Origin of the sequence: Rhizobium sp. GN54 (assembly GCF_021026345.1) — a bacterium.
In the GTDB taxonomy this organism is placed as follows: domain Bacteria; phylum Pseudomonadota; class Alphaproteobacteria; order Rhizobiales; family Rhizobiaceae; genus Mycoplana.
The window spans coordinates 22813-45553 of sequence record NZ_JAJNCZ010000001.1; the positions used below are offsets into that span (position 1 = coordinate 22813).

The 22741-nt window shown below is 63.2% G+C and carries 23 protein-coding genes; 15 read left to right on the plus strand and 8 right to left on the minus strand.

The window, feature by feature from the left end; genetic code table 11:
* Positions 1-29 precede the first annotated feature (29 nt).
* From LQK81_RS00100 to LQK81_RS00120, 5 genes are read left to right on the plus strand one after another with little or no spacing between them, the layout of a single operon-like run.
* Positions 30-980 carry a substrate-binding domain-containing protein gene (locus LQK81_RS00100; RefSeq protein ID WP_230802644.1) on the plus strand — a complete coding sequence of 317 codons (951 nt, stop codon included), beginning with the start codon at positions 30-32 and terminating at the stop codon, positions 978-980.
* Positions 977-1792: an ATP-binding cassette domain-containing protein gene (locus LQK81_RS00105; protein WP_230802645.1), complete on the plus strand. Its 816-nt coding sequence runs from the start codon at positions 977-979 to the stop codon at positions 1790-1792. Before LQK81_RS00100 ends, LQK81_RS00105 begins: the two co-directional genes overlap by 4 nt.
* Positions 1789-2790, plus strand: coding sequence for an ABC transporter permease (locus tag LQK81_RS00110; protein WP_230802646.1), 1002 nt, complete (start codon positions 1789-1791; stop codon positions 2788-2790). The genes LQK81_RS00105 and LQK81_RS00110 overlap by 4 nt, the downstream gene beginning before the upstream one ends.
* Before the next feature lie 7 nt (positions 2791-2797).
* On the plus strand, positions 2798-3862 hold the full coding sequence (locus LQK81_RS00115; protein WP_230802647.1) for a phosphotriesterase family protein: 1065 nt from the start codon (positions 2798-2800) through the stop codon (positions 3860-3862).
* A gap of 31 nt (positions 3863-3893) precedes the next feature.
* Positions 3894-4664 (plus strand): glutamine amidotransferase, encoded by a 771-nt coding sequence (locus tag LQK81_RS00120; protein ID WP_230802648.1) that lies wholly within the window; start codon positions 3894-3896, stop codon positions 4662-4664.
* A 166-nt stretch (positions 4665-4830) separates the two neighbouring features.
* On the opposite strand, the gene LQK81_RS00125 is transcribed toward LQK81_RS00120, so the two are convergent.
* Positions 4831-5742: a ribokinase gene (locus LQK81_RS00125; protein WP_230804346.1), complete on the minus strand. Its 912-nt coding sequence runs from the start codon at positions 5740-5742 to the stop codon at positions 4831-4833.
* A gap of 37 nt (positions 5743-5779) precedes the next feature.
* Between LQK81_RS00125 and LQK81_RS00130 the strand changes: the two genes are divergently transcribed.
* From LQK81_RS00130 to LQK81_RS00175, 10 genes are all read left to right on the plus strand, one after another.
* The gene (locus LQK81_RS00130; protein WP_230802649.1) at positions 5780-6622 is read left to right on the plus strand and encodes a BtpA/SgcQ family protein; all 843 of its coding nucleotides are present in this window, start codon (positions 5780-5782) and stop codon (positions 6620-6622) included.
* Between the two features lies 1 nt (position 6623).
* Complete coding sequence (locus LQK81_RS00135; protein WP_230802650.1) at positions 6624-7268, plus strand: TenA family protein; 645 nt, start codon at positions 6624-6626, stop codon at positions 7266-7268.
* A 10-nt stretch (positions 7269-7278) separates the two neighbouring features.
* A complete protein-coding gene (locus LQK81_RS00140; protein ID WP_230802651.1) occupies positions 7279-8523 on the plus strand; it encodes a Zn-dependent hydrolase in 1245 nt (414 codons plus the stop codon).
* A 182-nt stretch (positions 8524-8705) separates the two neighbouring features.
* Positions 8706-9884, plus strand: coding sequence for a carbohydrate kinase family protein (locus LQK81_RS00145; RefSeq protein ID WP_230802652.1), 1179 nt, complete (start codon positions 8706-8708; stop codon positions 9882-9884).
* Positions 9885-9922: 38 nt separating this feature from the next.
* Entirely contained in the window at positions 9923-10696 is a 774-nt protein-coding gene (locus LQK81_RS00150; RefSeq protein ID WP_230802653.1) for a glutamine amidotransferase, read from the plus strand.
* A gap of 21 nt (positions 10697-10717) precedes the next feature.
* A complete protein-coding gene (locus tag LQK81_RS00155) occupies positions 10718-11491 on the plus strand; it encodes an ATP-binding cassette domain-containing protein (RefSeq protein ID WP_230802654.1) in 774 nt (257 codons plus the stop codon).
* A gap of 30 nt (positions 11492-11521) precedes the next feature.
* The gene (locus tag LQK81_RS00160) at positions 11522-12508 is read left to right on the plus strand and encodes an autoinducer 2 ABC transporter substrate-binding protein (protein ID WP_230802655.1); all 987 of its coding nucleotides are present in this window, start codon (positions 11522-11524) and stop codon (positions 12506-12508) included.
* An 18-nt stretch (positions 12509-12526) separates the two neighbouring features.
* Positions 12527-13504 carry an ABC transporter permease gene (locus LQK81_RS00165; RefSeq protein WP_230802656.1) on the plus strand — a complete coding sequence of 326 codons (978 nt, stop codon included), beginning with the start codon at positions 12527-12529 and terminating at the stop codon, positions 13502-13504.
* On the plus strand, positions 13501-14457 hold the full coding sequence (locus LQK81_RS00170; protein ID WP_230802657.1) for an ABC transporter permease: 957 nt from the start codon (positions 13501-13503) through the stop codon (positions 14455-14457). Before LQK81_RS00165 ends, LQK81_RS00170 begins: the two co-directional genes overlap by 4 nt.
* Before the next feature lie 2 nt (positions 14458-14459).
* Complete coding sequence (locus LQK81_RS00175; protein WP_230802658.1) at positions 14460-15776, plus strand: M20 family metallopeptidase; 1317 nt, start codon at positions 14460-14462, stop codon at positions 15774-15776.
* A 330-nt stretch (positions 15777-16106) separates the two neighbouring features.
* On the opposite strand, the gene argE is transcribed toward LQK81_RS00175, so the two are convergent.
* The 7 genes from argE to LQK81_RS00210 form a co-directional block, all read right to left on the minus strand.
* Positions 16107-17291 (minus strand): acetylornithine deacetylase, encoded by a 1185-nt coding sequence (gene argE, locus LQK81_RS00180; RefSeq protein ID WP_230802659.1) that lies wholly within the window; start codon positions 17289-17291, stop codon positions 16107-16109.
* 69 nt (positions 17292-17360) lie between these two features.
* A complete protein-coding gene (locus tag LQK81_RS00185; RefSeq protein ID WP_230802660.1) occupies positions 17361-18299 on the minus strand; it encodes a LysR family transcriptional regulator in 939 nt (312 codons plus the stop codon).
* Between the two features lie 34 nt (positions 18300-18333).
* Complete coding sequence (locus LQK81_RS00190) at positions 18334-19008, minus strand: DUF1028 domain-containing protein (RefSeq protein ID WP_230802661.1); 675 nt, start codon at positions 19006-19008, stop codon at positions 18334-18336.
* Positions 19009-19052: 44 nt separating this feature from the next.
* Entirely contained in the window at positions 19053-19466 is a 414-nt protein-coding gene (locus LQK81_RS00195; RefSeq protein WP_046796875.1) for a RidA family protein, read from the minus strand.
* A gap of 140 nt (positions 19467-19606) precedes the next feature.
* Positions 19607-20233, minus strand: a complete 627-nt coding sequence (locus tag LQK81_RS00200; protein WP_442967071.1) for a glutathione S-transferase family protein — start codon at positions 20231-20233, stop codon at positions 19607-19609.
* An 11-nt stretch (positions 20234-20244) separates the two neighbouring features.
* Positions 20245-21273, minus strand: coding sequence for an NAD(P)H-quinone oxidoreductase (locus LQK81_RS00205; protein WP_230802663.1), 1029 nt, complete (start codon positions 21271-21273; stop codon positions 20245-20247).
* A 78-nt stretch (positions 21274-21351) separates the two neighbouring features.
* Positions 21352-22602 (minus strand): flavin-containing monooxygenase, encoded by a 1251-nt coding sequence (locus tag LQK81_RS00210; protein ID WP_230802664.1) that lies wholly within the window; start codon positions 22600-22602, stop codon positions 21352-21354.
* Between the last annotated feature and the right edge of the window lie 139 nt (positions 22603-22741).

Here is a 22741-nt window from a genome sequence, read left to right on the forward strand (position 1 = left end):
GACGATGAACCAAACCAGAGGACGAACACATGACTATTCTGACACGCAGGATGTTGACCGCAGCCCTGGCCGCAACCGCCTTTGCCGGCATTTCGCTCGGTTCAGTGGCCAATGCCGCTGAGAAGACCTTTGCCCTTGTCCAGATCAACCAGCAGGCGCTGTTCTTCAACCAGATGAACGAGGGCGCACAGAAGGCTGCCGATGCGGCCGGCGCCAAGCTGGTCATCTTCAATGCCAACAACGATCCGGCTGCACAGAACAGCGCGATCGAGACCTATATCCAGCAGAAGGTCGACGGTCTCGCCGTCGTCGCCATCGACGTCAACGGCATCATGCCGGCCGTGCAGCAGGCCGCCGCCGCCGGCATTCCGGTCGTCGCCATCGACGCGATCCTGCCGGAAGGTCCGCAGAAGGCGCAGATCGGCGTCGACAACGCCAAGGCTGGCGCCGACATGGGCAAGTTCTTCCTCGACTACGTGAAGAGCGACATGGACGGCAAGGTGAAGTATGGCGTCGTCGGCGCGCTGAACTCCTTCATCCAGAACGTTCGCCAGGAAGGTTTCGAAACGACTGTCAAGGGCGCGGAAGGCGTCGAGACCGCCGGCGTCGTCGATGGCCAGAACATTCAGGACAACGCGCTGGCTGCTGCCGAGAACCTGATCACCGGCAATCCGGACATGACCGCGGTCTACGCGACAGGCGAACCGGCCCTGATGGGCGCGATCGCCGCCGTCGAAAGCCAGGGCAAGCAGGCCGACGTGAAGATCTTCGGCTGGGATCTCACCGCCCAGGCGATCGCCGGGATCGATGCCGGCTACGTGACCGCAGTGATCCAGCAGGATCCGGCGGCCATGGGTGCGGCAGCCGTCGATGCGCTGAAGACGCTTTCGGATGGCGGAAGCGTCGAGAAGACGATTTCCGTGCCGATCACCATCGTCACCAAGGAGAATGTCGAACCATACCGGGCCGTCTTCAAATGATCTCTGACCGACAGCTCCCAACCGCTGTCGCAGGGGCCGGGGGAGGGGATATCCTCTCCCGGCAATCCGGCGAGAGCGCCATTCGCCAGCCCAGAATTTCTCTGAAGGGCATCCGCAAGACTTTTGGTTCGCATCAGGCGCTGCGCGGCGTCGATCTCGATATCTATCCGGGAGAATGCCTCGGTCTGGTCGGCGACAATGCGGCCGGCAAATCGACTCTGACCAAGATCATCTCCGGCACCTACATTCCCGACGATGGCTCGATCTCGATCGAGGGGCAGGAGGTCCGCTTCAGCGGGCCGGCCGATGCCCGTGACCGCAACATCGAGATGGTGTTTCAGGACCTGAGCCTCTGCGACCATGTCGATGTGGTGGGCAATCTCTTCCTCGGCCGTGAACTGACCAAGGGGCCGTTCCTCGATCGCCCGCGCATGATGACGGAAGCCCGCGCCATGCTGGATGCGCTGGAAATCCGCATTCCGCGCCTCGGGGCCAAGGTGGAGAAACTGTCCGGCGGCCAGCGACAGGCGATTGCGATCGCCCGGGCGGCCTCGTTCAATCCGAAGGTCCTGATCATGGACGAGCCGACATCCGCGCTGGCTGTCGCCGAGGTGGAGGCCGTGCTCAACCTGATCAACCGGGTCAAGGCCAAGGGCGTCTCGGTGATCCTCATCACCCACCGCCTGCAGGATCTGTTCCGCGTCTGCGATCGTATCGCCGTCATGTACGAGGGCACCAAGGTTGCCGAGCGCGATATCGGCAAGACCGACCTGCAGGACCTCGTGCAGCTTATCGTCGGAGGCAGACATTGAGCGCCTATACCGAACGCGCGGCCGGATCGCCGGTCGCAGACTTCCTTTCCGAGCATGCGCAGGTCCTGTCGATCACCGCATTCTTCCTCGCCTGCCTCTTGTTCTTCTCCGTCACCACGGACACGTTTCTGACGCTCGGCAACATCCTCAACGTGTTGCGCCAGGCCGCCCCGATCCTCGTCGTGGCCGTCGCGATGACGCTTGTCATCATCACCGGCGGCATAGACCTTTCGGTCGGCTCGCAGGTGGCGCTGGTCAATGCAGTCGCAGCCATCATCATGGCAATGGGCTATCCTTGGCCGGTTGTCGTCGTCGGCATGATCGCCTTCGGCGCGTTTCTCGGGATGGCGCAGGGATGGTTCGTCGCCTATCAGGGTATCCCGGCCTTCATCGTGACGCTTGCGGGCCTTTCGATCCTGCGTGGTTTCGCACTCTGGCTGACACAGGGCTATTCGATCCCGATCAAGGACGCGCCCGGCTTCTTCGCGCTCGGACGCGGTGAACTTCTCGGCATTCCGGTGCCGGCACTGATCGCGATACTCGTGGCAGCGATCGGCTATGTCATCATCGCCTATACGAAATACGGCCGACAGGTCGTTGCCGTCGGCTCCAATCTCGAGGCTGCCCGCCGGGTCGGCATGCCGGCGAAATGGATCCTTGCCTCCGTCTACATGGTCTGCGGCATCGCCTGTGCGCTGGCGGGACTTCTCATCGCCGCGCGCCTCGGTTCCGGTTCGTCCAACGCGGCGGTCGGTTTCGAGCTGCAGGTCATTGCGGCGGTGGTGCTCGGCGGCACGTCCTTGATGGGCGGGCGTGGCAGCATTCTCGGCACCGTGCTCGGTACCCTGACCATCGCGGTCATCGGCAACGGGTTGATCCTGATGCATATCTCGCCCTTCTTCACCCAGATCGTGACGGGCGCGATCATCCTCGTGGCGATCTGGCTCAACACCAAGATCTTCACCACCAACTTCCGCTTCGGCGGAAAGAAGACGTGAGGGTGGGATGAGCGAATTATCGGAAGCCCATGTGCACTCCGGCAGGGTGATGACGGTGGCGGGGGCGATCCCCGTCTCCGACCTCGGGGTCACCCTGATGCACGAGCACATCCTCAACGACTGCCGCTGCTGGTGGCATGCGCCGAAGACGCCGGAGCGGCAATATCTGGCCGACAGCTTCGTCTGCATCGAGATCCTGAGCGAGTTGCATCAGGACCCCTTCGTCAACAAGCACAATATCACGCTGGACGACGAACCGCTGGCGATCACCGAGCTCAAGGACTTTGCCAGGCATGGCGGCCACACGGTCGTCGAGCCGACCTGCCAGGGGATCGGCCGCGATCCACGGGCGCTCAAGCGGATATCGCAGGGCTCCGGGCTCAACATCATCATGGGCGCCGGCTACTATCTCGGCTCCTCCCATCCGGCGAAGGTCGCCGGAATGTCGATCGACGAGATCGCCGACGAGATCGTTCATGAGGCGACAGTCGGCGTCGACGGCACGGACATCAAGGTCGGGCTGATCGGCGAGATCGGCGTGTCGTCGGACTTCACCGATCAGGAAGAGAAGTCGCTGAGGGCGGCGGCCCGGGCGCAGGCGCGGACCGGGTTGCCCCTGATGGTGCATCTGCCGGGATGGTTCCGGCTGGGCCACAAGGTGCTCGACATCGCGGCCGAGGAGGGGGCAGGGCTCCGTCATACCGTCCTTTGCCACATGAACCCGTCGCATGATGACCTCGCCTATCAGGAAGAGCTGGCATCCCGCGGCGCATTCCTGGAATACGACATGATCGGCATGGACTTCTTCTATGCCGATCAGCAGGTGCAGTGCCCGAGCGACGAAGAGGCGGCGCGTGCGATCGTCAAGCTGATCGAGCGTGGCCATATCGACCGCATCCTGCTGTCCCACGACGTGTTCCTGAAGATGATGCTGACAAGATATGGCGGCAACGGATACGCCTACATCCTCAAGCATTTCCTGCCGCGCCTGAAGCGGCATGGCGTCACTGATGCGCAGCTCGACATCCTCATGCGCGACAATCCGAGATCGGTGTTCGAGGCCAGTCCCTGATCACCAGAACGACCACAGGAATGGAAAGACCATGACCAAGAAAGTCCTCCTCGTCGGCGAGAGCTGGGTCAGCTCCGCCACCCACTACAAAGGCTTCGACCAGTTCGGCAGCGTAACCTTCCATCTCGGCGCCGAGCCGCTGGTGAAGGCGCTAGAGGGCAGCGAGTACAATCTGACCTACATGCCCGCCCATGAGGCCGTGGAAAAATTCCCCTTCGAGATGGAGGGGCTCGACGCCTATGACGTGATCATCCTCTCCGACATCGGGGCTAACTCGCTGCTGCTGCCGCCCGCCGTCTGGCTGCATTCGAAGACCGTGCCGAACCGCCTCAAGCTGATCAAGGCATGGGTGGAAAAGGGCGGTGGCCTGCTGATGGTCGGCGGCTATTTCTCCTTCCAGGGGATAGACGGCAAGGCACGCTGGCGCCGCACGGCGGTTGAGGACGTACTGCCGGTCACCTGCCTTCCCTATGACGATCGCGTCGAGATCCCGGAAGGCGCAACGGCCGTCGTCACCAAGGCGGAGCATCCGACGGCTGCCGGCATGACCGGCGAATGGCCGCTGCTACTAGGTGTCAACGAAGTGGAAGTGCGCGACCGTGATGATGTCGATGTCGTTGCCCGCCTGCCTGAAGATCAGGGCGGCCATCCGCTGCTCGTGACCGGCGCATTCGGCAAGGGTCGCAGTGCCGCCTGGACTTCGGACATCGGACCGCACTGGCTGTCACCCGCATTCTGCGAATGGGAGGGCTATGGCCGACTGTGGAAGAACATCTTGGGGTGGCTGAGCGAGAAGGGGTGATCGGGGCTGGAGATCCATAACGCGCCCGTTAGCTCTCCTCCGTCATGCCGGACTTGACCCGGCATCCAGCGCGATCAAGTCCTTGATCGCAAGAAACTCTTTCCACCACGCAGACGCGCGGTGGCTGGATCCCGGATCAAGTCCGGGATGATGGAAAAGGGGCCGGTCAGCCCGCCAAAATCTTGCCAAGCTCGGCGCCGGTCGGGAAGGCCGAGCGGGTGCCGCGGCGGCTGACGGTCAGTGCGGATGCTGCGGCGGCATGCCCGATGGCGCGGGTGTCGAGTTCGACGCCGCGCAGGGCGGCCGAGGCAAGGGCGACCGCCATGAACGTGTCGCCGGCGCCTGTGGTGTCGATCGCGGTCGTGGCGACCGCCGGAATGCTGGCGATTTCCGCGCCGCGGCTCGCAAGCAGGGCGCCGTCGCCGCCGAGTGTCAGGACGACATGGCGGACGCCGGACTGCAGCAGCTTTTCGGTCGCGGCGATGTCGGAAGAGCCGGTCAGGCGTTCAGCCTCGCCGCGGTTGAGGAAGACGATGTCGATCAGCGGCCAGAACCTGGCGAAATACGGCCTGAGCGGCGAGGGGTTGAAGGCGGTGACGAGGCCGCGGCGGCGCGCCTCTTCAAGAAGCGCAAAGGTCGTGGCTTCGGAGAGATTGCCCTGCAGGACCATGAGGTCACCGGCGGTGGCGGTATCGAGTGCGGCGATCGCTTCGTCCGGCGAAAGCGAGCCGGCGGAATCGGTGGTGGTGATGACGGCGTTCTCGCCGTCGGGCGTGGTGAAGATGATGGAGAAGTCGCTGGAATGGCCGGCAAGCGCGATCAGCTTCGCGTCGACAGGTTCCGGCACGAGCTGATCATGAATGGTCTGGGCGCGGAAATCCTCGCCCACGGCCGCGACAAGGGCGGTGGAGAGCCCCGTTCGGGCCATGACCACGGCCTGGTTCGCACCCTTGCCGCCGAGGTCGCGCGTTTCTTCGCGACCGAGGATCGAAGCTCCGGCTTCCGGCATGGTCGATACGGATATGGTTTCGTCGACGCAGACGTTACCGATGACATAGGCACGAACAGTGGCAGGCATTTGGTCAGGCATGTCTGGCCTTCGAAAGGAAATGAAAATGCAGACGATATCGGACAACAATTCGAGCGCCATAAGGGAAATATTCGGCACTGACAAGGCGCTGATCGGCATGATCCATTGCCAGCCGTTTCCCGGCGCGCCGCGCTATCGCGGGGCCCCGATTGAGACCGTCTACGACGCGGCCATGCGGGACGCCGAGGCTTTGATAGAAGGCGGGCTGCACGGGCTGATCATCGAAAACCACGGCGACATCCCATTTTCCAAGCCTGATGATATCGGCCCCGAGACATCCGCGTTCATGTCCGTCATCACCGACCGGATCGCGCGTGCGACCGGCATCCCGCTCGGCATCAACGTCCTGGCAAACGCGCCGATCCCGGCCTTTGCCATCGCCATGGCCGGCGGCGCCAAGTTCATCCGCGTCAATCAGTGGGCCAATGCCTATGTCGCCAACGAAGGCTTCATGGAAGGCCGTGCGGCTGAAGCCATGCGCTACCGCTCGCTCCTGCGCGCCGAACATATCAAGGTCTTTGCCGATAGCCATGTGAAGCACGGCGCGCATGCGATCACCGCCGACCGGACGATCGAGGAACTGACCCGCGACCTCGCCTTCTTCGATGCCGACGCGGTGATCGCGACCGGCCAGCGCACCGGCAATTCCGCGACGGTGGAGGAGATCGAGACGGTTGCGTCCGCCACCCATCTGCCGCTTCTCGTCGGGTCCGGCGTCACCAAGGACAATATCGTCGAGATCCTGAAGCGCACCAACGGCGTCATCGTCGCCTCTTCGCTGAAGGAAGGCGGGGTGTGGTGGAACCCGGTCGAGCCTGCCCGCGTGAAAGCGTTCGTCGAAGCCGCTCGCCCGGCATTGGGTGCGTGAGATGAGCGAGACGCTGTCCGAGCAGATTCTGCGCGAGAACAAGGTTGTCTTCGATGCGATGGTCGGCCATCGCTTCGTCGAGGATATCAAGGCGGATCGCCTGCCCAAGGCGGTGTTCGAACGCTACCTCGTGTTCGAAGGCGCCTTCGTCGATACCGCCATCTCGATCTTCGCGTTTGCTGCCGCCAAGGCGGAGACGATCGCGCAGAAGCGATGGCTGATCGGCGTGCTCGACGCACTGGCCAACCAGCAGATCGCCTATTTCGAGAAGACCTTTGCCGAGCGCGGTATCGATCCCGCTGCCTTCGATACGTCCATCCCCGAAGTCGCGGCGTTCTGCGACGGCATGTTCGCAATCTCTCGTGACGGCGGCTATCTCGACACGGTCGCTGCCATGTTCGCAGCCGAGTGGATGTACTGGACATGGTCGAAGGAGACCGCGCGGCATCCGATGAGCGATCCACTCCTGAAGGAGTGGGTGGATCTTCACGCGCACGAGGATTTCGCGGCGCAGGCCAGGTGGCTGAAGGCGGAACTCGACGCGGCCGGCGAGGGCATGGACCTGGAGGAGCGTTCGCGCCTCAGCGGTATTTTCGGCCATGCGCAGGCACTCGAGATCGCCTTCCACGATGCTCCCTATCTCTGAGGAAAAGCGAATGATCGAGATCGACGGCAACCGTCTCAATGGCAGGGTCGAGGCCTTCGCTGTCATCGGCGCCACGCAGAAGGGGGGCGTCAATCGCCAAGCCCTGGCGGAGGGCGACCGCCGCGCTCGACAGCTTCTCGCAGATCTCGCCCGGGCCAGGGGCTTCTCCGTCTCGCAGGACCCGATGGCGAACCTCTTCATTCGTCGCGAAGGTCGGGACGACAGCCTCGCGCCGCTTTTGATCGGCAGCCACCTCGACAGCCAGCCGGCAGGTGGCCGTTTCGACGGTGCGCTTGGCACGCTGTCAGCGTTCGAGGTGCTGGAAAGCCTCGAGGATGCCGGTATCGAGACGGAGCGTCCGGTTGTGGTGGTGGCATGGACGAACGAGGAAGGCTGCCGTTTCGCGCCAGGCTGCATGGGGTCCATGGCGTTTTCTGCGGGGGAAATCCCGAGCGAATGGCATAGGAAGCTTGCGACCGATGGGGCGCCGTTCGCCGGCGAACTGACCGCGACGATCGAAAGTCTGCCGGGGGCACAGATGGTCCCGCTCGGCTTTCCCGTCCATGCCTATCTCGAAGTGCATATCGAACAGGGCCCGTCGCTTGAGGCGAACGATATCCCGATCGGCGTCGTCGGCGGCATCCAGGGTACGCGGTGGCTGGATGTGACGGTGAGGGGGCAGACGGCGCATGCCGGCACCACGGGGTTGGCATATCGCAGAGACCCGTTGCGGGCGCTGACTGCGGGACTTGCCAACCTCTATGAAGCCATCATGCCCGCCGATGCCGATGCAAGGTTCACGATCGGGCGCATCTCGGTCGAGCCCGGCTCGGTCAATGCCATTCCCGAGGAAGCCCGCTGCACGGTCGACATCCGACACCCCGATCCGGACAGGCTGGATGAACTCGAGAAACAGGTTGCGTCCGCCATCGAGAAAGAGGCCGGACAGCAGCGCTGCTCGGTCTCCATCGCGCGATCCTTCGACATGCCTCCCTGCACGTTCCCGCCGGAACTGCAGGACACGATCGAGCGGGCTGCTGCGAACGCAGGCTTCAAGAGCACGCGCATGCTGTCTGGAGCATTTCACGACGCGCTGTTCGTCAATCGTGTCGCACCGGCGTCGATGATTTTCGTTCCCTGCCGAGACGGATTGAGCCACAACGAGGCGGAATTCGTCGAGCCCCGACACGCGGTCGCCGGCTGCCAGGTGCTGGCGCGTGCCACGGTGTCTCTCGCGGGCGAAACGCGCCGTTGAAATGTGCCGAGCGGATGGATTGAAATATTTTCAATTTCAGGATTTTGAAGCCATGCGTTCTAACGGATGGGGCGAGGCGCTTGGTGCTCAAGGTGAATTTCCCGGATAATTGGAAAAATGTTTCTTTGACGGCTGCAAGGCCCACCCATACGCTTTGAAGCGCTTCAATCGGCGGGGAACTGATGAAAAAGGGCCGTCCCACCATCACGGATGTTGCGCGTGCAGCCGGTGTTTCGGTCGGTACCGTGTCAAATTTCCTCAATGGGACAGTGCCCGTCAAAGCCGAGACCGCTGAGAAGATCCAGGTCGCAATCCAGAAGCTGGCCTATCGGCCAAGCGTGTTTGCGCGATCGTTGCCGATGATGTCGGCCCGCAGGGTCAAGGCTGCTGAGGGCAATCCGCGGCTTCTGGTGGTCGGCCACATCTGTGTGGATTATCTCTGCCGCGTGCAGGTCCTGCCCCATCGCGACGACCGGGTGGCGGCGAGCCATATCGACAAGGCGCTTGGCGGTCCGGCGGCGAACCTTGCCGTCGCGGCTGCCGCGGTCGGCGATCCCTTTGGTTTGCAGATCGATCTCGCCACGGCTGTCGGCGATGATGCCGACAGCGAATGGGCCATGGCGGAATTGCTCGCCCATGGCATCAACGTGCTGCCGATCCGCCGGCCGGGCAAGAACCGGTTGCCGCGGGCAATGGTGATCATCGAGGCCAATGGCGGCCGTACGATCATCCACGAGACCTTCGAACTCAGCGAGATCGACCTTACCGCGAACATGGATATTGCCCCCGGTCCGGTGCGCTCCTGCCTGCATATCGAGGGCTTCCACTACGAGCGGATGATGCCGTCGATCGCGCGCTTCCATCAGGCCGGCTGGAATGTGAGCCTGCATACGGCAGGATTGCCGGAAGGCTCGCGCAATCCGGAAGCCTTCGAGCGGTTGATCGGCCAGGTCGACCTCACCTTCATCAACGACGACACGCTGCGCGAGATCTATTCCATTCGCACGCCGCTTGCCTCGATGATCGAGGAAGCCGCCCGCACGATCGCGCGGGTCCGGCCGCGCGGCGACGTGGTGCTGACGCTTGGCGAATTCGGCGCCGTCGTCTTTCGCAACGGCGGCGGTCCGCCGATCGAGGTGCCGGCGCTTCCGGTCAGCCGGGTCGACGCAACGGGTGCAGGCGATGCATTCGCCGGAATTTTCCTGAGCCTCTGGCTGCATGGGCGCTCCCTCCTGGAGGCGGCGCGCCACGCGGCCGTGGGCGCAAGCCTGACCACGACCGCCGAAGGGGCGCAGGGCCGCACCGCGACAGCACAGGAACTCGAAACCCTGCTCTGCGCCGTGGAGGCGAAGGCGGGCTGATCTCAAGACATATGGAATCCAAGGACAAGGAGACTGACATGGTGACGAAGGTTTTGCTGGTAGGAGAGAGCTGGGTCAGCTCGGCAACCCATTACAAGGGGTTCGACCAGTTCGGCAGCGTAACCTTCCATCTCGGCGCCGAACCGCTGGTCGCAGCACTTCAGGGCGACGAGTTCGACATCACCTACATGACGGCGCATGACTGCGTCGAAAAGTTTCCCTTCACGCTCGAGGGCCTGTCCGAATATCAGGTCATCCTGCTCTCCGATATCGGCGCGAATTCACTGCTCCTGCCGCCGGCCGTATGGCTGCATGGCAAGCCGGTTCCCAACCGCCTGAAAATCATCCGCGAGTGGATCAAGGCCGGTGGTGGCCTCGTCATGGCCGGCGGCTATTTCTCCTTCCAGGGCATAGACGGCAAGGCGCGCTGGCGCCGCACACCGGTGGAAGAGGCTCTCCCCGTCACGTGCCTGCCTTATGACGACCGGCTGGAGGTTCCGGACGGCTTCAAGGCGGTCGTCACGGGTGCGAAGTCCCACCCCATTCTCGTAGGCATCGACGGGGAGTGGCCGCTGCTTCTTGGAGCCAACGAGGTCGTCGCCAAGGAAGGCGAAGACGTCGAGGTGCTTGCCAAGCTTCCGGAAGAGGAAGGCGGCCATCCGCTCCTCGTCACCGGCAGCTACGGCAAGGGCCGCACCGTCGCCTGGACATCCGACATCGGGCCGCACTGGGTACCGAACGAATTCATTGCCTGGCCCGGCTACGCGACAATCTGGAAGAACATTCTTCGCTGGGCAGCTAAGGCCAACTGAGCGGCCGCAAAGGATAGCACGATGACCGTTCCATTCCTGCGCGCAACCGGCATTACGAAACGCTTCGGCGCCCTTACAGCACTCAAGGGCGTCGATATCGAGATCAATGGCGGCGAGGTTCTGGCACTTCTCGGCGACAACGGCGCCGGCAAGTCCACCTTCATCAAGATCCTTGCCGGTGCTCATCCCCAGAGCGAAGGTGAACTTCTGGTCGAGGGGCAGTCGGTGCAGTTCTCCTCGCCGAAGGATGCTGCAAGCTCCGGTATTGCGACAATCTTCCAGGAACTCGCGTTGTCAGAGAACCTGTCGATCTCTGAGAACGTCTTTCTCGGACGGGAGCTGAAGCGCTCGGTGCTTGGGATTCCGTTTTTGCGGCGCAAGGCGATGCGCGACAGGGTGGATGGCCTTCTGCATGAGCTGGACGCCCATATTTCCGATCCGGAAGCGCCGGTCGGCAGCCTTTCTGGCGGCCAGCGTCAGGCGGTTGCGATCTGCCGGGCGCTCAATCTCAATGCAAAGCTTGTCATCATGGACGAGCCGACGGCGGCCCTGGCCGTCGCCGAAACCCGAAAGGTGCTCCAACTCACCCGCAAGCTTGCAGAACGTGGCTGCGCGGTCGTGCTAATCAGCCACAACATTGCCGATGTCTTCGAGGTCGCTGACCGCATGGTCGTCTTCCGCCGCGGCCGCAAGGTCGCCGAGCGGCGAAAGGAAGAGACCAATCCCGAAGAGATCGTCTCCCTCATCACAGGCGCTCATCCCGACGTGCGGGCGCTTGAACAAAACAATCAATAAAGCGCGTCCAACCGTTCCAGAGAGGTTCCCATGCTCAATACAGTCAAGAATGCCTTTGTCTTATCAGCATTGACACTCGCCCTCAGCTCCACTGCCTTCGCCCAGGACAAGCCGAAGGTCGCCTTCGTGCCGCAGCTGATCGGCATTCCCTATTTCAACGCCATGGAGGCCGGTGGCAAGCGTGCCGCTGAAGAACTCGGCGTCGAATTCATCTATTCCGGCCCGGTCGATACCAACCCCGTCGACCAGCTCCAGATCGTCCAGAACCTGATCGACCAAGGCGTCAGCGCCGTCTCGGTCAGCGTGCTCGACGCGTCTGCCATAGCTCCCGTCGTCGAGGCCGCCAAGGCCAAGGGCGCCAAGCTGTTCACTAGCGACAGCGACGCTCCCGACAGCGGTCGCGCCGTCTACGTCGCGCAGGCGACCGACGAGGGCCTCGGCACGACGATCATCGACGAACTGGTCAAGCGCGTCGGTGAAGACGCCAAGATCGGCATCGTTTCGGGCGAGGCGACGGCCTCCAACCTCAATGCCTGGATCGGCTTCATGCAGAGCCACGCGAAGGAGAAGTATCCGAAGCTGACGCTGCTCGAGCCGCAATATGCCGGTGGCACCGCCCAGCGTGCGGCGCAGATCGCCGGCGACCTGATGACCGCTAACCCTGATATCAAGGGCATCATCGCGGTCGCATCCTCGACATGCCCAGGCGTCGCCCAGGCGATCGAGACGGCCGGCAAGACAGGCACGGTTGTCGGCACCGGCTATTGCAGCCCGAACACCGCCCGCGCCTACCTAAAGAGCGGCTCGTTCGGCTTCTCGGTGCTCTGGGATCCGGCGCAGCTCGGCTACCTGACGGTATGGGCCGGCAAGCAACTGATCGACGGCAAAGCATTCGAGGCCGAAAACAGCGTGCCGGGCTTTGCCTCGCCGGTCACCTACGACGCCGACAGCGGCATCCTGCTGCTCGGCCCGCCGGCCGTCTTCACTGCTGAAAACGTCGACAAGTTCGACTTCTAAGGCCGGATAAAGTCTGTGATGCGACAGTCAAGTCCACGTCTTCTCGCCATCGGCGGACGTGAATGGGCGCTGCTTGGCGCCGTCATTCTCGCCTCGATCGTCTTTTCTGTCGCGTCACCCTATTTCGCGACGGCAGGCAATGCCGCGACCATCGTCCGCAACAGCACCGAGCTGATGCTGGCGGGGCTCGGCATGACCCTGCTGCTTGCCATGGGCAGCATCGACGTGTCGATCGGCATCCTCATGGGGCTTGCCGCAATCGCTGTCGCCCACGCCCTGCTGGCGTCGGTATCTCCGGCGCTCGCCTTGCTCGTCGGCCCGGTCACCGGTGCCGGCCTCGGCCTCGTGACGGCGCTGGTCGTCGTCCTTGGCCGCGTGCCGGCGATCGTCGGCACGCTCGGCCTGCTCGGGGTCTACCGCATGGGCATATTCGCCCTTCTCGGGGGGCAGTGGCTTTCCGGGCTGCCCGCCGACCTGACGGCGCTGCTGTCGAGCGCCTTGTTCGGCATACCCCTTTCCGTCTTCGTCATCGGGCTCGCCTATCTCGCGGTGTGGCTGGCGCTTCGCCGTACGCCCTATGGCCCGCATCTGCTTTCGATCGGCAACGCCGAGGAGAAGGCGCGGCTCTCAGGCGTTCCCGTGACCAAGGTCAGGATCGCGACCTTCGTTATCAGCGGCGCACTGACCGGCCTTGCAGCGAGCTTCTACGTCGCAAATTACCGAAATGTCGAAATGGCGATCGGCAGCACGCTGGCGCTCGATGCGATCGCCGCTGTCGTTCTGGGCGGTACCAGCATCATGGGCGGGCGCTGCAGCCTGCTGGGCACCGCGCTCGGCGTCATCCTGCTGCGCATCCTGCAGAACGGCCTGCTTTTGATGGGCGTGCCATCGCTCTGGCAGCCGGTGGTGACGGGAGCGCTGCTGATTGGCGTGCTCGCGCTCGAACTTCCGGTCTCGCGCATGGGCGAGATGAAGACGAAGTGGATGCAGCGATGAAGAGCCCTTTGAAACCGGCCGGCTCCAGCCGCATCCTTCTGCTTCTCGCCGTCCTGTGGCTTGCCGTCATTCTGCTTTTCGCGGCCCTGAAGCCGACGATGTTCAGCGCCTCGACGCTGACGACCATTCTGCAATTCTCGACCATTCTGGCGCTCGTGTCGCTCGGCCAATGCCTCGTCATTCTGGCGGGCGGCGCCGGCATCGATCTCTCGGTCGGTGGCATCGTTTCGCTGTCCGTCGTGCTCGCCATGCTCGCGGTCAAGGCCGGTCTGCCGCCGGCGCTTCTGCCGGTTGGCTGTATCCTAGCGGGCCTCCTGCTCGGCTTGCTGAACGGCATCCTCGTCACGCGGCTGAAGATCCTGCCGCTGATCGCGACGCTCGGCACGCTCTTCGTCTATTCCGGGCTGGCGCTGGCTCTGACCGGTGGCGCGGCACAGTCGGGCGTGCCGACCTGGCTGCTTCCCTGGGGGCGGGGAATGATCCTGTCGCTGCCGATGCCCTTCGTGACTGTGGTCCTGCCGGTCTTCATCATCGCCGCCGTGCTGCTTCTCTACAGCGCCTGGGGCCGCTGGCTGTTTGCCATGGGTTTCAACGAACGCTCGGCACGTCTCGTCGGCATTCCCGTCGATGGCGCCCGGCTGCTTGTCTATGGCCTGAGCGGCCTGTTCGCTGGGCTGGCGGGGCTTGTGTCGCTTGCCTGGCTCGGAAGCGCCAGGCCGAATATCGGACAGAACCTGGAACTTGAATCGCTGACGGCGGTGATGCTCGGCGGTGTTGCCATCACCGGTGGTGTCGGTGGCGTCGGCGGCGTGATCGCGGCCGTGATCCTCCTCGTCACCCTGAAGACCGGGCTTCTGCAGCTCAACGTCAACACCGTCTGGCAGGTCGGCATCGTCGGCGGGCTGCTGATCGCCGTCCTGCTCATCGAACGTCTTTCAAAACGCTGGAGTTAAGCATGCCATCCATCGAAGAACAGATCGCCGACCGCGTCGAAGCCGCAGAAGCGCGCATCGTCCAGACGCTGAGCGACCTCGTCGCCTTCCCGTCGATCGTCAAGTCGAACCCGAAGGAAGCAGGGCCCGGCGAGCGCGACTGCCAGCTCTACCTGCAGAAGCGGCTGGAAGCACTCGGCTTCACCACCGACCTGTGGGACCCGGACGGCCCGGCGCTCTACGCCAAGTATGAAGGCCGCCCCGGCGCCAACAAGGGCCGCACATTCGAAGGCCGCCCGAACCTCGGCGGGACGCTGAAAGGGACCGGCGATGGCCGCTCGATCATGCTGACCGGCCATATCGACGTGGTGCCGCCGGGAGCAGCAGAACACTGGACCACCGATCCCTTCGTCCCGGTCCTGAAGGATGGCTTCCTGCATGGCCGTGGCACCGTCGACATGAAGGGCGGCGTCGCCTGCATGCTGATGGCGGTCGAGATCCTGAAGGAGATGGGGATCGAACTGAAGGGCGATGTCGTGTTCACCACCGTGGTGGATGAGGAGATCGGCGGCATGGGCTCGCTTGCCATGGTCGATCGCGGCTTCAAGGCTGATGCCGGCATCATGACGGAGCCGACCGCAAACCGCATCGCCCCGCTCTGCCACGGCATTCTCTGGGGCAGGATCGTCATCGACGGTATCGGCGGCCATGCCGAACTCACACCGAATGCCTGGTATACGAGCGGCCCGGTCGATGCCGTGCAGCTCTGCCGCCAGATGCTGGACGGCATCGATATCCTCAACCGCCGCTGGATGTTCGATCCGAAGAAGAACCACCCGCTGATGGACCTGCCGAACCAGATCATCGTCACCCAGATGAACGCCGGCGAACATCCGTCCTCCATGGCCGGCCGTGCCGAGATCATCATCGACGCACAATATCTGCCGAGCGAGAAGGACGAGTTCGGCCTCGGCGGCCATGTGAAGCGCGAGATCGAGGAACACGTTCGAAACGTCTGCCAGGCGGATCCGTATCTGCGGGAGCATCCGGCGCGTGTCGAATGGATCCTCGATGCGGATTGCGCGGAAATCCCGGCCGACAGCCCGTTCGTCTCGATCTTCCAGCAGGCGGTCGAGACAGCCAATCTGTCGCCTGCGCTTTCAGGCTTCGGAGCCCATAGCGACATCGGCCTGCCGACCGGACTTGGCAACACCCCGACGGTCAACTTCGGCCCCGGCGATCCGGCACAGGCGCATCAGCCGAACGAGAGGGTGTCGGTTCGCGACCTCGTCGATTGCACCAAGGCGATTGCACTCGCGGTTCACAAGTGGTCCGGCTGACCTGGACGCACAGGCTGTATCGATCGGCTCTATCATGAGAAAGTCTCTGATTACGTGTCACCGATAAGCAAGGCTGCAGATTGCGAGCATCGGGGTCGAATGTTGGCTGCGCTCAAGAGCGGAGACTTTATAAGTCTCTGTGCTATCAGGCCCCCGCAACCAAATCGATCGCAAAAACCCCGTCGCATAGCGACGGGGTTTTTGCGTTTCCGGGATGAATTGCCGGAGGATAATTGGGCTCAGGCCCGGTGTTGCGCAGTTGAGATCGCGCCGCACCGCAATTGGCGGCTACCGACCCGAATATAGCAACCAAAGACCGCCAGAGTGAACTCACAACGGGATGGAACTGGGAGGCAGGCCGTCCTCCAGAACATCAACCATGCGGTCGAGGAGGCGCGCGCATTTCTCCATCTGATCCATTTCGACATATTCGTCGGGCTTGTGCCCTTGCGCCATCTCGCCAGGGCCGCAGATCAGCACGGGGATATCGAGTCCTTCGGCGAAAAGGCCACCCTCCGTGCCGAAGGCCACCTTGATTGTCGGCAGATCGGTATCAAGAAGCGCTGCCAGGAGCGTCACGATGGGGCTGTCGGGCGGCGTATCGAGCCCCGGATAGCCTGACAGCGTCTCGATCCTGATCGCCGCGCCTGCAAAGCGATCTCGATGGGGGGCGACGATGGCTTCGGCATCAACAAACAGCTTCTGCAGGATTGCATCGGGATCGTCCGCAGCGACATGGCGGATCTCGAAGTCGATCTCGCAGGCGCCGGGCACGATGTTGAGGGCCTCACCGCCACGCATGATGCCGGCATGGATCGTCGAATAGGGTACCGCGTAGGCGGGATCCTGCGCACCGCTTGTGGCGAGTTCTGTCTGGCGCTCCTGCAAACGCTGCAGGAAGGCTGCACCGAGATGAAGGGCATTGAGGGCTTGCGGTGCCAAGGCAGAATGCCCTGTCTGGCCCTGACAACAGGCCCTGAGCGCCGTCTTTCCCTTGTGGCCCGTCGCAATGCGCATTCCCGTCGGCTCTCCGATCAGGCAGAAGGCGGGTCGCAGCGGCTCCTCAGCAAGACTTTCGATCATGCTCCTTACGCCGAGGCATCCAACTTCCTCATCGTAGGACAGCGCGAGGTGCAACGGGCGCTTCAGGTCGCGGTGCGCTGCCTTCAGCAGTGTATGGATCGCGACGGCGACGAAGCCTTTCATGTCGACGGTACCGCGACCATACCAGCGTCCACCTTCCTGTCGGAGGATAAAGGGATCGGAGCTCCAATCCTGACCTGACACCGGTACCACGTCGCTGTGTCCGGAGAGGATGATGCCGCCGTCAATCTCCGGCCCGATCGTCGCCCACAGATTGGCCCGGGTGCCATCGGGATGGGCAAACCGCCGGACCGTGATGCCTGCCGGCGCGAACAGGCTTTCCACATAGTCGAGAAGCGCCAGATTCGATTGCAGGGATAGCGTGCGGAAACCGATCAGTCGGGACAGGATCTCGGGAATTTCAGTTGGCATTGGCTTACGGTCCGGTTCTGCTGTCTATGGCCGGGCCGTACACAGCACGGGATTGATTGAATGTGTCGGTCACGTCCTCGAAGAGGTCACGATGCCGGGCAAGCCGCCGTTGTCCGCCGCTTCGTGGCAATGATCGATGAAGGCCTTAATCGTACGCGACACATGGGCGACCCGCGACATGGCCAACCCAAGCTGCAACGGTCGGACATCGCTTTCCAGCGGAATGAATCTCAGCGGCCTGCCATCGAGCGATTCCGTCGAAATCGTGCGCAGGTTCGTGATGCCAAAACCGTATCCGGATGCGACGAGGCTGCGTTGGACCGCGATCTCGACAGTGCGTTCGGAGATGCGCGGACGTCGTCCCAGATGACGAAAGTGGGACATGAAGTAATCGGCACTATGCGGCAGGTCGAGCAGGACCATGGAACGGTCCAGAAGGTCCTCCGGCCGCAGTCGTTCTCGCCCTGCGAGCGGATCGTCGGGGCTGATCATCACGAATGGTGGCAACGTGTGCAGTGGCTTGAAGGTGACGTCGCTGGGAAGCGCGAGATCGTAGGTCAACGCGACGTCTATGCGGCCTTGTCCCAGCGCCTCGAAGATTTGCGCCTGATCCAGTTCCTGCTGCGAAAAATCGACGTTCTCGTGCTTCTCTTCGAAGCCGCGCCGCAATTGCGGAATGATGATCTGGACGAACGTGCGCATGCAGCCGATGCGCAGAGAACCCCTCACCATGTCGGCGAAGACCGTCGCCAGGTCGTCCAGTCGGGCGGCTTCCGCCAATACCGCGCGCGCCTGTTCCATGAACCGCTTGCCCGTCGGCGTCAGAACGGACCCCTGCGCATGGCGACGGGTAAACAGCTGGACGCCGAACCCGGATTCCAACTGGGCGATGGCGGACGACATCGAGGGGGCGGAGACATTCTTCCTGTCGGCAGCCATGGCTATGCTGCCCACCTCGCCAACGGCGATGAAATATTCGAGCTGTCGAAGCGTGAACCGAAGCGGCATGTTTTCCGTCTCCTCTCGCTGTCGGCGCCTCCGGTCACTCGTCGCCGGGCACACCATAGGAAGGAGCGCTGCGTGGATCGAGCGCGCGGGTGACATAGGCATCCATCTGCGGCTCGAAGACCTTCCACGCTTCCGAGAGGGCTGCGATCGGGCAATCGGTGGTCCAGTCAATGCGCAATTCGGCAAGGGGCCAGCTTTGGCGATCCACCAACAGGAGCCCCGCCGAATGCACCGGCCCGGCTTCGCCACCCGAGGCAAGACCGGACACGAGCGCCTCCATCAGCCGATGGCCGAGCCCGCCGGTCGTCGTGCGAAAGGTGGCGACCATCGCTTCCGGGACAGCTGTATCGGCAAGAAGATTGCCTGCCGCGGCGACGTTCATGTCCTGTGCCTCGCTCCATCGTCCGAGAACTTCCGTCCCGGAGTAAATGGCGCTTTCGCCGGTACGCCCGACCGCCAGTACCTGACGCCATGCCATGTAATTGCCGGTGCGTTCAAGGATCGCCAATGCCTCGCCAGGCGTGGCGCCGCGCTCCATCAGGTCCAGGGCCTGGGGGCCGAGGCGCGGATCGGTGACGTTCTGGGTGGAGACGGCTCCGACACCCGCGCGGGCAAAGGCGCAGCGCGCCGCCACGGCGGGAGACGAGGAGGAAATGGCGAGGCCGAACATCCCCGTCTCGGGGCAGTGACCGACGATTGAAAATGTCATGGCGATTCCTCAATGGAATGGAATTTGGATCGGGCACTAGCTGGTCAATCCGGAATGACGGCCGTAGCGTCGATTTCCACCAGCCATTCCGGACGGGCGAGTGCTACGACCACCAGGCCGGTGCAGACCGGGTGAACGCCACGAATATAATCGCCCATGGTGCGATAGACGGCTTCGCGGTGACGCACGTCGGTGAGGTAGACGACGAGCTTGGTTACATGCTCCATCCTGCCGCCGCATTCCTCGACGAGCTGGCGGATGTTCTGCATGACCTTATGGGTCTGCTCGACCGGATCGTGGCTGTCGATGTTTTTTGCCGTATCAAGATCCTGCGGGCACTGGCCACGCAAAAAGATGGTCGTCCCGCGCGCGACCACCGCCTGCGCCAGATCGTTGTCGAGCTTCTGCTCCGGATAGGTTTCGCGGGTATTGAACTTGCGATGACGGATATGTGCCATATGAGCTGGTACCTTTTTGGCTGGTTGTTGCCGCGCCCGTTCGGCGCGGCGTCGGTTAGCTTGGAATTCGCCGGCTCTTGCTCTCGTGCTGGCGGACACTGAAGTCAGTGCAGTCTTGGGATCGCGTCATCGCCGCGTTCCTATGCCCGGGGCCGTGTTGCAGTCATTGCGGGGCGAGCGTCGAAGGTGGCCTGCCAATCGGCCAGCTGCTGGCGGCCGCTTCGCCAATCGAGATCGGGAAAGCGGAAATCGAGCCATCCCAGCGCGCAGGCATAGGAGATCGTGCCGATATCCACGGCGCTCAGGTCGGGAACGTCCGCGAGCATGGCATCGAGCGCATCCGCCACCTTTTCGCTCTGCTTGTCGATCCACTCGGACCAGCGCAGCTGCTCCGGCCGCAGGAGGTTCTCGTAGCGCACCAGCAATGCCGCATCGAGCAGGCCGTCGGCCAGAGCCTGCCGGCGCAAGGCCGACCAACGCGCCGGGCCGGCAAGCGGAAACAGTCGGGGCGATGCGATGCCGCTCTCTTCCGCCGCCAGCGTATCCATGTATTCGCAGATGACGCGGCTGTCATAGAGTGCCAGCCCGTTCGAGGTTCGGGCGGCAGGTACTTTGGCCAAGGGGTTGTAGGCCTGGATGCGGGTATCGCGGTCGATCGGATTTGCGGCGCTGTCGAGGATGTCGATCCGGTCGGCGAGGCCAAGTTCATGGGCGCAGGCCATGACCTTGCGTACGAAGGGTGAGGCCGAGCCCCAGTAAAGCGACAGGCGGGACGTGGTCATGCTTCCTCCGGCATCTGCAGGACGATCTTGCCGAAGTTCCGGCCGCTTTCGAGCAGGCGGTGCGCTTCGGCTGCCTGTGCGAGCGGCAGGACGGTGGCGATGACGGGGCGCACGCCCGTGCCACCGAGATGTGGCAGCAAATGCTGGGAGATGTCCCTGGCGATACCGGCTTTTTCCGCATCCGACTTCGGCCGCAGCGTCGAGGAGGTCAGCCATAGCCCTTTTCGCATCAAAAGCCCGAGGTCGACACCGGCTATTACTCCGGTCATGAAGGACAGACCGACATGGCGCCCGCCAGGCGCCATTACCGCCAGATGACGGGTAACGGCCTCGCCGCCGAGAATGTCGAGGACGACATCGACGCCACGACCTTCAGTCAGCGCCAGAATGCGGTCATCCCCGCCCGGTTCACGGTAGTCGATCGCGCAGACGCCCATTGCGGTGAGGCGGGCGCATTTTTCCGTTCCGCCCGCAGTCGCGATCACGCTTGCGCCCGCAGCCTGGGCGAGTTGCAGCGCCAGCGTACCGATGCCGGATGCGCCTCCCTCGATCAGAAGCACGTCGCCGGCGTTCAGCCTGCCCCGGTCGAAGAGATTATGCCAGATGGTGAAGAGCCCCTCGGGAAGAGCGGCAGCTTCTATCAGCGAGAGGCTCGCGGGGATCGGCAGGCAATGGTCGGCGCGGGCGCAGACATGTGTCGCATATCCACCCGCCTTGACCAGCGCCATGACCTCGGTTCCGACGAGACCGGGGTCGACGGCGTCACCACAGGCAATCACCCGTCCCGCCACCTCCAGCCCCAGAACGTCCGACACTTCCGCCGGCGCCGGCAGTGCGCCCGAGCGCTGCATGATGTCGGGCCGGTTGATGCCTGCGCAGGCAACGGCGATCAACACCTCGCCGGCGGCAGGATGCGGAACGTCGCGTTGCACCGATTTCAGGACTTCCGGCCCACCGGCGGTTTCGGCGATCACGGCAGTCATGGTGGGCGGGATGGCAGGAGCCTCGGCGGTCTCGGCGGTCATGGGGAATCTTCCGAATGAGGAATAATGTGCAGCGTCGGGCAGGGCGATGGCCCGTCCGACGCGCGCTGGCATCTGTCCTTAGTCCTTCGTGTAGGCAACGTAATTCCGCTGCACTACAATGTGGGTCGCGATGTATTTCGCGTCGTACCAGCATCCGTAGATGAAGGAGGATGCGCGGTTGGTGAGTTCAGGAAGGCCAAGAAAATAGATGCCCGTTTCCGCCGAGATGCCACGCTTGTGAAACGGGGTGCCGTCGTCGTGGAAGGCATCGACATCCAGCCAGCTGAAATCGAACTTGAAGCCGGTCGCCCAGATGATCGTCTTGATCCCGGCTGCGGCGAGATCGAGCTTGAGGATCGGATTTGCGATGCAGTCCGGGTTCGGCTGGATCTCCCAGGCTTCCGGCTCCAGCGGCAGGTCTATGCCGTTTCGCTCGACATAGGCATCGGCTTCGCGCAGCACGTCCAGATAGGCCCGATCGCCTTCGGCGATGTTGACGGCGAGGTCGTCGGCAACGGCGAGAATGCCGTTGTCGTAGCCGTTGGTCATGCCGAGGACGGTTACCCCGTTCTTGGCAAGGTTGCGGAAATCGATGGTCTTGCCGCCGTCATAGCCGCTGACGGCGAAGGCGACGTGCTTCTTCTTGGCGATCGTCTTGATCTCGTCCCACTTGCCCAGGACGCCCAGCCACCAGACGTAGTCGCGGGCGCGATAGGATCGGGGCGGGCGGTAGTGCTCGCCGATGGACAGGTAGACCTTGCGGCCGGCGCGCTGCAACTCTTCGGCGATCTGCGAACCGGAGGCTCCGCCGCCGACGACAAGCACGGCGCCATCCGCCAGTTGTCCTGGATTTCTGTAGGCCGACGAGTGGATCTGATGGATGTCGGCGTCTGCGGGGACGATCTCGGGATAGTGCGGCACCTGAAACGGACCGGTCGCGGCTACGACACGCTGGGCTTCGATCTGGCCCTCGGAGGTGGTGACCAGGAAGCCCGGGCGCCCCTTGTTGCGCTCGACGCGCTTGACCTCGACGCCGGTGCGGATCGGGGCGTCGATCATCTTGGCATAGTCTTCGAAATAGCGTGCCATTCTTTCCTTGGGAGGAAAGGTGTTGGGGGCGACGTCGTCGAATTCGAGGTTGGGAAAGCGGTCGTGCCATGCCGGGCCGTTGGCGACGAGGGAATCCCAACGTCCGGACCTCCACTGCTCCGCCACCCGGTTCCGCTCGAGAACAATGTGGGGGACACCGCAATCCTTCAGGTGTTCACTCATCGCGATCCCGGATTGACCGGCGCCAACCACGAGCGTGTCGATTTTTTCGATTGTCATCTCAACTTCCTAGATTTTGGCAACGCGACCAGACATGAGGTTCCGTCCCACGGAAGCCGGATGGCTGGCCGAAAATATATCCGGCAGAAACCTGCGGGTGACTGGACGAGGAGAAAAGAAGTATCTTCCTTGCTAGAAG

Excerpts from the sequence above, each read along its gene's own strand:
- LQK81_RS00100 (WP_230802644.1), top strand. The coding sequence starts at position 30 with ATGACTATTCTGACACGCAGGATGTTGACCGCAGCCCTGGCCGCAACC.
- LQK81_RS00105 (WP_230802645.1), top strand. The coding sequence starts at position 977 with ATGATCTCTGACCGACAGCTCCCAACCGCTGTCGCAGGGGCCGGGGGA.
- LQK81_RS00115 (WP_230802647.1), top strand. The coding sequence starts at position 2,798 with ATGAGCGAATTATCGGAAGCCCATGTGCACTCCGGCAGGGTGATGACG.
- LQK81_RS00120 (WP_230802648.1), top strand. The coding sequence starts at position 3,894 with ATGACCAAGAAAGTCCTCCTCGTCGGCGAGAGCTGGGTCAGCTCCGCC.
- LQK81_RS00125 (WP_230804346.1), bottom strand. The coding sequence starts at position 5,742 with ATGCCTGCCACTGTTCGTGCCTATGTCATCGGTAACGTCTGCGTCGAC.
- LQK81_RS00130 (WP_230802649.1), top strand. The coding sequence starts at position 5,780 with ATGCAGACGATATCGGACAACAATTCGAGCGCCATAAGGGAAATATTC.
- LQK81_RS00135 (WP_230802650.1), top strand. The coding sequence starts at position 6,624 with ATGAGCGAGACGCTGTCCGAGCAGATTCTGCGCGAGAACAAGGTTGTC.
- LQK81_RS00140 (WP_230802651.1), top strand. The coding sequence starts at position 7,279 with ATGATCGAGATCGACGGCAACCGTCTCAATGGCAGGGTCGAGGCCTTC.
- LQK81_RS00145 (WP_230802652.1), top strand. The coding sequence starts at position 8,706 with ATGAAAAAGGGCCGTCCCACCATCACGGATGTTGCGCGTGCAGCCGGT.
- LQK81_RS00150 (WP_230802653.1), top strand. The coding sequence starts at position 9,923 with ATGGTGACGAAGGTTTTGCTGGTAGGAGAGAGCTGGGTCAGCTCGGCA.
- LQK81_RS00155 (WP_230802654.1), top strand. The coding sequence starts at position 10,718 with ATGACCGTTCCATTCCTGCGCGCAACCGGCATTACGAAACGCTTCGGC.
- LQK81_RS00160 (WP_230802655.1), top strand. The coding sequence starts at position 11,522 with ATGCTCAATACAGTCAAGAATGCCTTTGTCTTATCAGCATTGACACTC.
- LQK81_RS00165 (WP_230802656.1), top strand. The coding sequence starts at position 12,527 with ATGCGACAGTCAAGTCCACGTCTTCTCGCCATCGGCGGACGTGAATGG.
- LQK81_RS00170 (WP_230802657.1), top strand. The coding sequence starts at position 13,501 with ATGAAGAGCCCTTTGAAACCGGCCGGCTCCAGCCGCATCCTTCTGCTT.
- LQK81_RS00175 (WP_230802658.1), top strand. The coding sequence starts at position 14,460 with ATGCCATCCATCGAAGAACAGATCGCCGACCGCGTCGAAGCCGCAGAA.
- argE (WP_230802659.1), bottom strand. The coding sequence starts at position 17,291 with ATGCCAACTGAAATTCCCGAGATCCTGTCCCGACTGATCGGTTTCCGC.
- LQK81_RS00185 (WP_230802660.1), bottom strand. The coding sequence starts at position 18,299 with ATGCCGCTTCGGTTCACGCTTCGACAGCTCGAATATTTCATCGCCGTT.
- LQK81_RS00190 (WP_230802661.1), bottom strand. The coding sequence starts at position 19,008 with ATGACATTTTCAATCGTCGGTCACTGCCCCGAGACGGGGATGTTCGGC.
- LQK81_RS00195 (WP_046796875.1), bottom strand. The coding sequence starts at position 19,466 with ATGGCACATATCCGTCATCGCAAGTTCAATACCCGCGAAACCTATCCG.
- LQK81_RS00205 (WP_230802663.1), bottom strand. The coding sequence starts at position 21,273 with ATGACCGCCGAGACCGCCGAGGCTCCTGCCATCCCGCCCACCATGACT.
- LQK81_RS00210 (WP_230802664.1), bottom strand. The coding sequence starts at position 22,602 with ATGACAATCGAAAAAATCGACACGCTCGTGGTTGGCGCCGGTCAATCC.